Raw genomic sequence first — 12,099 nt, 5'->3', positions numbered from 1 at the left:
CCGCGCGAGGGTCGCGCGGCGGGCCGGATCCAGAAATCGCCCGGGATCGGGTCCTCAGACGAGGGCCGGCTGTCGTGACGCCGGTGTCGGCCAGCGCCGGTGGTTGGCATCGATGACGAAGGTGTGGGTGTGCTGGTAGAGGCGATCGCTCACCCGGACAGCATCGACCAGCAGATCCGGGTCGACGGTGCCGACCTCGTGCAGGTGCGTCAGCTCCGATGGGTCGTTGGCCGGCCACATCCGCGCTGCCACAGCAATTCCCGCTGCTGCGAGGACGGCAAGCGCCACCCAGGTGATGGTGAACCCGGCCGCGGTGGTCAGCCATCCGGCAATCGGGTAGGTGACCAGCCAGGCCAGGTGCGACAGCGAGAACTGAGCGGCGAACAGTGCGGGTCGGTCGCCCGGCCGCGACGAGCGCCGCAGCACCTGTCCGGTCGGGGTGAGGATCGCTCCGGTGCCCGCGCCGACCGTGGCCCACACCGCGATCGCGGCGCTCCAGCGCCAGTCGCCGGAGGTTGCGGTCGACAGCGCGACGGCCGCGACGAGACCGGTCAACAGGATGGCAGCACCGGTCAGCATGATCGGCCGGGCGCCGATGCGGTCGAGCACACGTGGCAACGACAGGGCCACGAGCATGGTCCCGAATCCGTTGGCGGCCAGCAGCATCGCGACACCGGACTGGGTGCCACCGAGGGTGTCACGGACGTAGTTGACGGTGTTGACCATGATGACCGAGCCTGCCGCGGCGACCACCAGATTCAAGCCGAGCAATCCACGTAGCCGGGGCGTGGCGGCGAAAATGCGCATGCCCACCGCGATGCGCTCGACGAACGCCCGGTCACCGGCCGAGCGTGCATTCGGAATACGAGTCATGATCACCAGCACAGCCGAGACCACGAATCCGATCGCGGTACCGACGAACAGCCAGTTGAAGCTCATGACGGTCAGTGCCGCGGCGGCCAGCATCGGGCTCAGCAGCGTTTCCATCGTCGCCGCCAGCTGGGCGGCCGACAGTGCACGGGTGTATTCGCGCTCGTCGGGCAGGATGTCCGGAATCACCGCCTGATAGGTCGGCGTGTACGCGGCGGATGCGGTTTGCAGCACCGCGATGAGCACGTAGATCTGCCACACCTGATCGATGAAGGGCAGCGCCAGCACCACCGCGCCACGAATCCCATTCAGTCCGACGAGGAAGAGCCGACGCGGGAAGCGGTCGGCGTACGCGCCCACGATCGGTGCGACGGTGACGTAAACCAGCATTTTGATGGTGAGCGCGGTGCCGAGTACGGCAGCGGCGTCGGCTCCGGCAAGCTCGTAGGCGAGTAGGCCGAGGGCGACTGTGGTGAGTCCGGTACCGAACAGCGCCGACACCTGGGCGGTGAACAGGCGCAGGTAGTCGCGGTTGGCGAACAGTGAGGCGATCATCGGAAAGGGTCCTCCGGTAGAGCCGCGGCGGACGGTGCCACGGCTGCCCCGTCGGCTCGGCATGGGCCGGCCGACGGGGTGCCGCGGATCAGCCGCGGACGATTTCGTAGCCGAGGTTCTCGACTGTGTCCTGGATCAGTGCTTCGGTGACGGTGCCGGCGACGGTCATACGGCCCGTGGCGAGTTCGATGTCGACGCTCTCGATGCCCGAGAGCTTGCCGACCTCGGCCCGGACCTTGCCGACGCAGCTGCCACAGGACATACCGGAGACGGTGTAGGTGCTGATGACGGCGTTGTTGCTCATATCGCTTCCTCCATGTGTTCCAGCTGTTGCGCGGTCCGGGTATCCGGCCGCACCGAACGACCATATACCCCCACCCCGTATAGGTACATATGATTGAGATCACATCGTATCGCATACCCCGCCGGGGTACTGTCTCTCGCCATGAGCAAGCTGAATCGAATCGTCATCGTCGGCGCCTCGCTGGCCGGACTCCGCGCGGCACAGACTCTGCGCGCGGAAGCGTTCGCTGGTGAGGTCACGGTGGTCGGCGCGGAGTCCCACCTGCCGTACAACCGCCCGCCGCTGTCCAAAGGCGTGCTCGACGGAGAGGACGACATCGCACTACCCGGAGCGGACGACCTCGACAGTCACTGGTTGCGTGGCCGACGGGCAGTGGATCTGCGGGTGGACGAGCGGGTCGTCGTCCTCGACGACGGCTCGGCTGTTCCCTACGACGGACTCGTGATCGCCACCGGAGCACGCGCCCGCCGATTCGAGCACCAGCCACCTGGCGTGCACAGCCTGCGTACCGTCGAGGACGCACTGGCACTTCGCGCCGCATTGACCGCCGGTCCCCGCCATCTCACCGTGATCGGCGGTGGATTCATCGGCAGCGAAGTGGCCTCCACCGCCCGCCGACAGGGGCTGCCGGTGACACTGGTGGACGCCGGACCGTATCCGATGCGGGAGACATTGGGCGCCCACGCCGCGCAATGGCTCGCACACCACCATGAGCGCAACGGCGTGGAACTCGTGGCAGGCGTCCGCGCCGCCGGGTTCGATGGCGACGCCCGGGTCACCGCGGTCCGATTGGACGACGGCAGGCAGATCCACACCGACCTGGTCGTGGCGGGCACCGGCGTGGTGCCGAACACCGACTGGCTGCGCACCAGCGGTCTGAAACTCGACGACGGCGTCGTCACCACCGATTCCCTTTTCGCCCACGGGGAATCGGCCATCGTCGCCGCGGGTGACCTCGTCCGTTGGCCGCACCGGCACTACGACGGCGCACTGATTCGCATCGAACACTGGGCGAACGCGAACGAGCAAGGCGCGCTCGCGGCACGCAACCTGCTCGCAGGGCCGGAGGCAGCCGCACCCTATACCGCGATCCCGTCCTTCGGCACCAGCGTGCACGGTGCACGGGTACAGACCGCGGGCCTGCCCACGCTCGGCGACGAGGAACTGGTCATGATCGACGAACCCGACCGCCTGGCCGTCGCCTTCCTCGCACGCGGCGTCCTGGTTGGCGCGGTAGCGGTGAACGCGCCAAAGGACCTGCTTCGGCTCAAGCGAGGCATTGCCGCCCACGCAACCCGGGAGGATGTGGCGGCCGGAGTTGCCGCGGCTCTCTGACGGCGGTGCCTGTTGCCGGGTGGGTCCAGGCCCAGCGCCCAGCCCGCCCGGCGGGTGACACGCGGCCGATCCACCACTCGTCGCCGACGCCGCGTTTATACCCCCGGTACGTATGATCGAGGGTACGGCGGAGAACAGACGGCTCATTCCGGATATCAGCGGAGGTTTACCGGAGTTCCTCATCATCGATGATCGACGATGACACTGCCGGTGATCCGCGCGCCGGCGATATGGGTGATGTGCCCACGGAGAACAGCCGGGCATCTACTGCTGGCCGACGACCCAAGCCGCGACCTGTGCGCGAGTGGTGAAGTGCAGCTTGCTCAGGATGTGCTCGACGTGTCCCGCGGCCGTGCGCGGCGAGATGACGAGTTTCTCCGCAATGGCTCGGTTGGTGAGCCCCTCCGCGATGAGTTCTGCGATCTGCTTTTCGCGGCGGGTCAGCACGGCCATGGCGACGGTGCCGTGCTGCTGCGCTGACGCCTGCTCCTCCAGCGCGTAGGCGATCGCCTCGTCGATATCGAGATCCTGGCCTCGGCGCACCATCGCCGCATAAGTGCGCTGCCCGAGTGCCCGGGCGGCGTACTTCTTCGCCCGCGTGTGGTGACCGAACAGCTCGACAATAGTGGCCGCCTGGCCGCCTGCGGATTCTCCGACCGATACCGTGGCACCGACGAGCACAGCCGCCCGCTCCGCCTGGCGCTGCTCGGCCGCGACCAAGGCCAGGCTCGCCAGATCGGCCGCGACGACTTTCCGGTCATCGAGCATCTGCGCCAGGCGCAAGCTCTCCTTGACGAGCACGGCTCCCCGCTCGAGGTCGCCGCGCTCGACTGTCTCGTAAGCAAGCTGCGATATCGCGTATGACCGGTAAATCGACTCGCCACGCTCTCGAGTGAGCGCCAACGCCTGCTTCCGACAGGCGGTGGCACGGTCCGATTCCTGCAACAGACCGCAGGCAGCGCCGAGGCCGAGCAGGCTCGACACGTGATGCAAGACATCACCTGATGACTCGAACACCGGCACGGCGTGCTCGAGATGTGTCACCGCCCCGGCGAAGTCACCTGAAAACAGCGAAAGGAATCCACTGGCACCGTCGACATACGCGCCGAACAATTCCTCGCCGCTGCCCTCCGCCAACAGTCGCGCCTGCTCGAGTCGCTCGGCCCCAGACGTGAAGTCTGCCTGCATCGCGGCCAAGAGGGTATCCGCGCACAGTGCGGCGAGGTGCTCCAAGGTAGCGCCGCTCGATCTCTCCAGCGTGCGGCCGAACCAATACCGAGCCTCGCTGAACCGCTGGCGGGCTATCCAGTATTCGTAGAGGGCCACCGCGATCCGTTCGGCCGATCCCACCTCGCCGGACTCGTCCAGGCAGAATTCCAGCGCCGCACGCAGGTTGGACTGTTCCCGGTTCAGCCGTTCGATCCATTCCAGTTGATTCGGCCCGACCCAGCCGCTGTATGCCCGCAGCGCCAGGCGTTCGAACCAATTCCGGTGGCGCCGCCGCATCGTCGTATCGCCACCGATGCCGTGCAGCCGTTCCAGGCCGTACTCACGCACGGTTTCCAGCATTCGGTACCGGACGACGTCACCGCAGGCCTCACGGACCAAAACCGACTTATCCACCAGCGAACCCACCAGGTCGAGTACATCCCCGGGATCGAGCCCTTCACCGCAGATCGCCTCAGCGGCGTCCAATTCGAAGCCACCCGCAAACACCGTTGCCCGCGCCCACAACTCCCGCTCACGGTCGGTCAGCAGGTCATAGCTCCAGTCGATGCACTGACGCAACGTCTGTTGCCGGCTCGGTACCGCACGACCGCCTCCGGTCAGCAGCCGATATCGGTCGGTCAGCCGTTGCAGGATCTGTTCCGGTGACATCGCCCGCAGTCGCGCCGCCGTCAACTCGATGGGCAGCGGCAAGCCCTCGAGTCGCCGACATATGCGTGCGACTGTCACCTTGCTGTCCTCGGTCAGCTCGAAACCGGGGACGGCGGAACGTGCGCGGTCGACGAACAGCGCGACAGCATCACATCGCAACATCGCACGCAGGCTGGGCGACCGCTCGTCGCCGGGAATCGCGAGCGGAGACACTGGAATGACCACTTCGCCGCCGATGCCGACCGGCTCCCGGCTGGTCGCGAGGATGCGTAGCCGCGGCGCGGCGCGCAGTAGAGATTCTGCGAGCGACGCGATCGCGTCCACCAGGTGCTCACAGTTGTCGAACACAAGGAGCAGATGGCGGGTGGTGACGAATTCGATGAGCGGTTCCAGCGGTGACCGGGTCAGCTGACCAGGCAGTTTCAATGCCGAGACGACGGTCCCGGCGATGAGTTCCGGCTCACGAACCTTCCCGAACTCGACCAGCCATACCCCGTCGTCGAACGCTCGCTGCACCTCCTCGGCCACTTTGATCGCCAACCGGGTCTTTCCTACCCCACCGATACCGGTCAACGTCACCAGCCGCGACTCTGGCAGCAATTGCCTGATCTCGTCGATCTCGCGTCCCCGGCCGACGAACTGGGTCAATTCCGCAGGCAGGTTTCCCTGCGTGCCGGGTGTGCGGGGCGGCATCGAACATGCCTCACATTCGGTGGAGATACGGTCTGACGCCAGGCTACGCCGTGCAGACCGCGCTCGAACCCGCTCTGCCATCGACACCACCCGACGCCGAAAAACAGGTACATCTACCGTCCCCCGTGACGCCACCGCCGCGAGACGCTGGTGTGACCATCAGCACCCCTCCCGGAGACCGCCATGTACCCACCCAGCGCCATACTCGACGAGGACCGCCACGGTCACCCGGACGACACGTTGATGATTCAACGGTGTACACGCTGCCGCAAGCTGCTCGCCCCACTGATCGTCACCTGCTCGTCCTGTGCGCGCGGTGACAGCCTCGAGTGGCTGCCGTCCTCGGGCGCCGGTTCGATCGTGTCCTGGCGGGTGGTCGATCGGTCCCTGACCGCGATGGACAACGTCCGACCACTGACTATCGCCATCGTCGAACTCGACGAAGGGCCGTGGGTGTACACCTCCATCGAAGGGGAAGTCCCGCCACAACGGGACCGCGTGCGTGTGCAATTCCAGCCGCGCCCCATGGAGGACAGATTCCCAGTTTTCGCGGTGAGCGCGGAATCCCGGAATACGGAAGAGCAGCGCATGCCAGCCGACCTCATCGGCGCTCGAATGGAGTGATCGACATACCTGCACGGAGTCGGCCTGGCTGCTCGTTTCGGCGTGTGTGCGCGGCGGCCCAGCCGGTCGGAACGAGGAAACATCGTCCTCGTTACGTGGCGATCAGCGCACCGGCCAGGGCCAGTGCGCTCACCCACAGGGTCGACCCGGCGGCCAGCATGAGCGGCCGGGCTCCGACCTTGGCCAGCGACCGCAGCCGCACGCCGGTACCCAGCGCGAACATGGCAGCGGTGAGCAGTACTGTCTGCACCTCGCGTGCCATGTCGAGCGCCGCGGCGGGAATCACGCCGGTCGACCGGAACGCCGCGCATGCGAGGAACGCCAGCACGAACACCGGCACCAGCGGCGGCTTACGCGCTGAATCGGACCCGTCGGTCTGCCGGCGCCGAAGATGCCAGCTGATGGCAGCCAGGACTGGCGCGAGCAACACGACTCGGGCCAGTTTGACCACGACCGCGATGGTGAGCGCAGTGCTGCCGATCGCCCCGCCCACCGCTACCACTTGCGCTACCTCATGGACCGCGGCACCTGCCCACACACCGCTGGTCGCCTCATCGAGGCCGAGCGCGTGCGAGGCGGGCGGGATGATCGCGATCAGCAGCGTCCCGAACACCACCACCAGGGCGACCGAGGTCAGGACCTCTTCTTCGTCGGCGTCGACGACTCCGTCTGCTGCGGCGACCGCGGCGGCGCCGCAGATCGAGAATCCGCAGGCGATCAGCAGGCGCTGGGTCCACCCGATCCCGAGCACCCGCCCGAGCAGCATGGTGCCGGCGATTCCCGCGACCACGATGACAAGCACGAGAAGCAGAATCGCGGGCCCGAGCCCGAAGATATCGCTGAACGTCACCTGCAAACCGAGGAGCGCGACACCGATCCGCAGCAACCGTTTCGAGCAGAACTGCAGTCCGGGTCGAACTCGCTCTGGAATGTCGACGACGTTCGCCGCGATCGCACCTACCAAGATTGCCGCCAGTAGCGGGCTGAGAAAGGACGTGTGCCGGGTGAGCAGCATGATGGCGGCAACGACGACGGCCGCGAGCACGAGGCCAGGCGCGTATTCGCTACTCCATTGCTTCACGCGGCTCCTGCGCGATCGGCCCATCGGTTCCGTCGTCGAGGGCGGTTGGTTCATCAGCTCGGTCGCATTGGGATGGGACATGGTCGCGGTGTCCGGTGCTTTCGGGTCTCGGAAAACCGCCCGACACTGGCCGACGGTCGATGGTTGGGACAGTTCGTGCACCGGGCGCACCGGAGTCACCCGACTCCGGTGCCCCGGCAGACGAGGCGGGACTACTTGGCAGGAGCCGGGGCCGGAACCTGAGCGGGATCCTTGCAGTACGCCAGCTCCGGCGGGCACGGAGCGAGAATGGTGGAGAAGTACTGAATCGCGGAGAACAAGGTGATCGGTCCCCCGGCCAGCACCACACCGGCCATCGAGCCAACGGCACCCACCGTCGCCATCCCGAGCACGCAGCCCGCGATCGTGGCACCCACGAACGGCAACAGCAGCGCGATGAGCGGGCTGGAGATCGCGGCCCCGGCCGCCGCGCCCACCAAACAGCCGACTCCGGCACCGAGCACGGCACCGAGCACGGCGCTGACCGCAGCGCCGATCGCCGCACGCTGAGCGAAGACGCCGAGCGCCTGAGCATCTCGCGGTACGAACGATTCACCGACCTGCGCGGCGGCTTGTTCGACAGTGATGACCTCGGCCTGCGACACCGGGGCGATACGGTGGCCGCCGTCCCTGGACGGGGTGAGGGTTGCCGTCGTCCCGTCGATACGTGCGGCAATGGGATAGGCCATGTCGTCCATCTGGTAGCGCAGCGGAATCGCAGCGACAGGCTGATCGGCGGCGTCGCGGATCACCAGCTGGGAATCGAGCTGCTCGACCGTGCCGCCATCGATGCGCACCACCGCCGATTCGCCGTTCTTGCTGACCTCGTACCGCACCTCGGATGCCGGCGGGGCCGGTTGCGGGGCGGCACCCGCAGTCGCGGCGGTAACGGCAACCGCCACAGCGGCAATCACGGCGGTCGCCGCTGCTGACTTCAATCGCATAGTGGAACCTCATCTCCAGTAGTGGAGACCGGACCGGACCACCGTGGGGGCCTCGTCCGGCCTGCCGGGGTGCGCAGCACCCCGGATCCGGTGCTCGATCAGCGACCGGAAACTGTGACCCCGCCGGCAGCGGACGCGGGCTCGGCGCGCGCGGCGAGCTCGCGCTTCAGGATCTTGCCGCTGGCCGTCATCGGCATGTCCGTGATGAATTCGATGACGCGCGGATACTTGTACGCGGCCAGTTGCTCCCGGCACCAGGCAATGAGATCGCCTTCGGTGACGGTCGTTTCGCGTTCCGGCACCACGTAGGCCTTGATCTCCTCGCCGTAGTGCGCATCGGGCACGCCGATCACCGCGGCCATGGATACGGCCGGATGGGTGAGCAGCAGTTCCTCGATTTCGCGGGGGTAGACGTTGAACCCGCCACGCACGATCATGTCCTTCGCCCGGTCGACGATGTAGTAGAAGCCGTCGGCATCACGGCGAGCGAGATCGCCGGTACGGAACCAGCCGTCGTGCATGACTTCGGCGGTGGCCTCGGCGCGCTCGTGATAGCCCTTCATCACGTTGTGCCCGCGCAGCGCGATCTCCCCGATCTCCCCGACGCCGCCGATGGTGTTCCACTCCTGATCGATCAGGCGAGCCTCGATTCCCCAGACCGGGATTCCGATGGATCCGGGCCGGGGATCACGATCGGGGTCGGCGAAAATGGCCAGCGGAGAGGTTTCCGACAGCCCGTACCCTTCGAGGATCTGCACCCCGAATCGCTGTGCGAACTGTGACAGCATCTCGACCGGAAGCGCCGCGCCGCCGGAGACGGCCTTGCGGAGTGTTCCGGCGATCCGGTCGATGTCGACGGTGTCATCGAGCGCGTTCAGCAATCCCCAATACATGGTCGGCACTCCGGCGAAGAACGTGATGTTCTGCTCCGCCAGGGTGCGCAGGGCCGTCGCCGCATCGAAGCGTGGCAGGAGCACCAGGGTAGCGCCGACAGACAGGCCGGCGTTCATATTGATGGTCTGGCCGAACGAATGGAACAGCGGCAGAGTTACCAGGTGGGTGTCGTGGCGTTCGGGACGGTTGTCGAACAGCCGGTTCGCGGTCAGCGCGTTCATGACCATGTTGGCATGAGTGAGTTCCGCACCTTTGGGGCGACCGGTGGTACCACTGGTATAGAGGATGACCGCGGTGTCATCGGGACCGCGGGTAATGGTCTCGAAGGTGCCGAGCGCCTCCGGCACAGCCTGTGCCAGGGTCTCGACCCCGTCGTACGGCGAGGATTCTCGATGATGTGCGGTGATCAGCACCATGTCCCGGCAGCCAGGCGCCTGCAGGAAACCCTCGTATCCGTATTCGCCCATCGGAAGCCCGGCGATACCTTCGTAGCAGATGTAGAAGATCGCACCGGAATCGTTGAGATGGTAAGCGATTTCGCGCGGCCGCAGCAGAATATTGAGAGGGACGACGACGGCACCGGCCTTCAGAATGCCGTAGTACACGACGACGAACTCCGGCAGGTTCGGGCACGACAGCGCGACCCTGTCGCCAGGCTGTACTCCGCGCGCGGTCAGCAGATGCGCTACCTGCCCCGCGCGGGCGTCGAGCTCAGCGAAGCTCAGTCGCTCGGCGCCGAACACGATCGCATCGTTGCCCGGATGCCTGCGCGCAGAATCCTCCAGCAGAACAGCGAGATTGAACACGAATCGACCTTTCGGAATTGTCTCCAGCGATACGGACTCGGCATCGGGGGCGCCGAGCTCGGTCAGGCTGCGACGAGCAGCGGCGCGGCGGTGGCCGTGTGGACCTCGGCCGGGGTCACGCCCGGCGCGCATTCACGCAACACCAGCCCGGTCTTGGTGACATCGATGACGGCAAGGTTGGTGATGATGCGTTGGACAACCCCCGCACCGGTCAGCGGGAGCGTGCAGCGGGGGACGATCTTCGGCGCGCCTGTCTTGTCGGTGTGCTCCATGAGGACGATCACCCGGCGGGCACCGTGCACCAGATCCATCGCCCCGCCCATGCCTTTGACCATGTGGCCCGGAACCATCCAGTTGGCCAGGTCGCCGGTGGCAGACACCTGCATTCCGCCGAGGACGGCGGTATCGATATGACCGCCGCGGATCATGCCGAAGCTGGTCGCGGAGTCGAAGAACGATGCTCCGGCCACTACCGTGACGGTCTCTTTCCCGGCATTGATCAGGTCGGCATCGACCTCGGCCACGTCCGGGTAGGGACCAGTACCGAGGATGCCGTTCTCCGAATGCAGGGTGACGTGCACGCCCTCGGGTAGATGGTTGGGGATGAGGGTCGGCAGGCCGATACCGAGGTTCACATACTCGCCGGCCTGTAGTTCACGGGCGGCGCGGGCGGCCATCGCGGTCCGAGACCATCCGAGAACCGTTGTGCTGGTAGTCATATCAGTCCTTCTCGGCGATGGTGCGCTTCTCGATGTGCTTGGTCTGCCGCCCGGTGTGCACGATGCGGTCGACGAAGATGCCCGGCAGATGGACGTTGCCCGGGTCGATCTCCCCCGCGGGGACGAGCTCCTCGACCTGCGCGATGCAGATCCGTCCCGCCATGGCGACCAGCGGATTGAAGTTGCGGGCCGATTTGTCGAAGACCAGGTTGCCGTCGGTATCGCCGACGAGCGCGTGCACCAGGGCGTAGTCGGCTGTGATCGCCTCTTCGAGCAGGTAGCCCCGCTCGCCCCACCGGCCGCCGAAGGTGCGTACCTCTTTGGGGGGCGAAGCCACCGCGACCGCACCGTCGGGTGCGTACCGCCAGGGCAGGCCGCCCTCGGCTACGGGAGTACCGACCCCGGCGGGGGTGAAGAATGCCGGGACACCGGCTCCGCCCGCCCGCAACTTCTCGGCGAGTGTGCCCTGCGGAGTCAGCTCGACTTCGATCTCACCGGCCAGATACTGGCGGGCGAACTCAGCGTTCTCCCCGACATAGGAGGCGGTCACCCGGCGGATCCGCTTGCCCTTCAGCAGAATTCCCAATCCGACCTGATCGGTGCCGCAGTTGTTGGAGATGATCTCCAGGTCGGTGACATCGCGTGCGGCCAACGCCTCGATGAGCGCATCGGGGATGCCACATACCCCGAATCCACCAACGGCCAGACTCGACCCGGAGGTCACATCGGCGAGGGCGGCAGCGGCAGAGGAGACGATCTTGCTCACCGAACTGACTCCACGCCGGTCGCGGTGGCGGCGATCAGATCGTCCAGTAACTCCTGCGCTCGGGGCCAGTCGCCATAGCCTGAAGCTGGATTGAGGTGGCCGACGTCGCCCAGATCCACCAGTCGGCTGCCCCAGGATTCGGCCATCCCGGCCACGCGCCGGTACGACGCGAGCGGGTCGGTGGTGGAGGCGGCCACGATACTGGGGAACGGCAGTCGCCCACGGGGAATCGGGTTCCAGCCCCCCGCTTCGAGTTCTTGCGCTGTCGGATACCCGCTCGGCAGCGGTGTTTCCAGGTCTGCCGGGGTGGCAAGCAACGCGGCACGCACAGGCCGCTGGTGGTGCTGCGCCCAGTGCACGGTGATCATGGCGCCGGCGCTGTGGGCGACCAGCACCACCGGACCGTCGATGTCGGCGACTACGGCATCGAGTGCGGCGATGCGGGCAGTCAAGCTGAGCTTGTCGCGCTCGAGCGGCGGGACCGTGCGGACCTTGTCCAGACGTTCGGCGAGCAGGGTCTGCCAGTGCTCGGGTACGTGGTCGCGCAATCCGGGCACGATCACGATGGTGGGTTCGGCGGTGTCATACATG

General features: G+C 66.7%; 11 protein-coding genes. 2 read left to right on the top strand and 9 right to left on the bottom strand.

The features are described 5' to 3' along the window. Positions 1 to 54 precede the first annotated feature (54 nt). Both GV792_RS14720 and GV792_RS14715 read right to left on the bottom strand, forming a co-directional pair. A complete protein-coding gene (locus tag GV792_RS14720) occupies positions 55 to 1,425 on the bottom strand; it encodes an MFS transporter (protein ID WP_163824655.1) in 1,371 nt (456 codons plus the stop codon). An 88-nt stretch (positions 1,426 to 1,513) separates the two neighbouring features. Further along, entirely contained in the window at positions 1,514 to 1,729 is a 216-nt protein-coding gene (locus GV792_RS14715) for a heavy-metal-associated domain-containing protein (RefSeq protein ID WP_163824654.1), read from the bottom strand. 141 nt (positions 1,730 to 1,870) lie between these two features. Here GV792_RS14715 and GV792_RS14710 point away from each other — a divergent pair, with 141 nt between their 5' ends. Beyond that, the gene (locus GV792_RS14710) at positions 1,871 to 3,064 is read left to right on the top strand and encodes an NAD(P)/FAD-dependent oxidoreductase (protein WP_163824653.1); all 1,194 of its coding nucleotides are present in this window, start codon (positions 1,871 to 1,873) and stop codon (positions 3,062 to 3,064) included. A gap of 264 nt (positions 3,065 to 3,328) precedes the next feature. Here GV792_RS14710 and GV792_RS14705 read toward each other — a convergent pair whose 3' ends face one another. Next, positions 3,329 to 5,635 carry an ATP-binding protein gene (locus GV792_RS14705; protein ID WP_163824652.1) on the bottom strand — a complete coding sequence of 769 codons (2,307 nt, stop codon included), beginning with the start codon at positions 5,633 to 5,635 and terminating at the stop codon, positions 3,329 to 3,331. A 183-nt stretch (positions 5,636 to 5,818) separates the two neighbouring features. On the opposite strand from GV792_RS14705, the gene GV792_RS14700 reads away from it, so the two are divergent. Continuing rightward, a complete protein-coding gene (locus tag GV792_RS14700; protein ID WP_163824651.1) occupies positions 5,819 to 6,259 on the top strand; it encodes a Zn-ribbon domain-containing OB-fold protein in 441 nt (146 codons plus the stop codon). Positions 6,260 to 6,350: 91 nt separating this feature from the next. Here GV792_RS14700 and GV792_RS14695 read toward each other — a convergent pair whose 3' ends face one another. The 6 genes from GV792_RS14695 to GV792_RS14670 all read right to left on the bottom strand — a co-directional run bounded on the left by GV792_RS14695 (position 6,351) and on the right by GV792_RS14670 (position 12,098). Continuing rightward, positions 6,351 to 7,364 (bottom strand): YeiH family protein, encoded by a 1,014-nt coding sequence (locus GV792_RS14695; protein ID WP_163824702.1) that lies wholly within the window; start codon positions 7,362 to 7,364, stop codon positions 6,351 to 6,353. A gap of 188 nt (positions 7,365 to 7,552) precedes the next feature. Beyond that, positions 7,553 to 8,323 (bottom strand): hypothetical protein, encoded by a 771-nt coding sequence (locus GV792_RS14690; protein WP_163824650.1) that lies wholly within the window; start codon positions 8,321 to 8,323, stop codon positions 7,553 to 7,555. Between the two features lie 98 nt (positions 8,324 to 8,421). Then, entirely contained in the window at positions 8,422 to 10,023 is a 1,602-nt protein-coding gene (locus tag GV792_RS14685; protein WP_163824649.1) for a long-chain-fatty-acid--CoA ligase, read from the bottom strand. 62 nt (positions 10,024 to 10,085) lie between these two features. Then, positions 10,086 to 10,742 (bottom strand): 3-oxoacid CoA-transferase subunit B, encoded by a 657-nt coding sequence (locus GV792_RS14680; protein WP_163824648.1) that lies wholly within the window; start codon positions 10,740 to 10,742, stop codon positions 10,086 to 10,088. A 1-nt stretch (position 10,743) separates the two neighbouring features. Next, positions 10,744 to 11,508 carry a CoA transferase subunit A gene (locus GV792_RS14675; protein WP_163824647.1) on the bottom strand — a complete coding sequence of 255 codons (765 nt, stop codon included), beginning with the start codon at positions 11,506 to 11,508 and terminating at the stop codon, positions 10,744 to 10,746. Further along, entirely contained in the window at positions 11,505 to 12,098 is a 594-nt protein-coding gene (locus GV792_RS14670; protein ID WP_163824646.1) for an RBBP9/YdeN family alpha/beta hydrolase, read from the bottom strand. Before GV792_RS14670 ends, GV792_RS14675 begins: the two co-directional genes overlap by 4 nt. Position 12,099 lies beyond the last annotated feature (1 nt).

The organism is Nocardia cyriacigeorgica, assembly GCF_010868145.1.
Lineage (GTDB): Bacteria > Actinomycetota > Actinomycetes > Mycobacteriales > Mycobacteriaceae > Nocardia > Nocardia cyriacigeorgica_D.
This window is presented reverse-complemented; position numbering and strand designations above follow the sequence as displayed.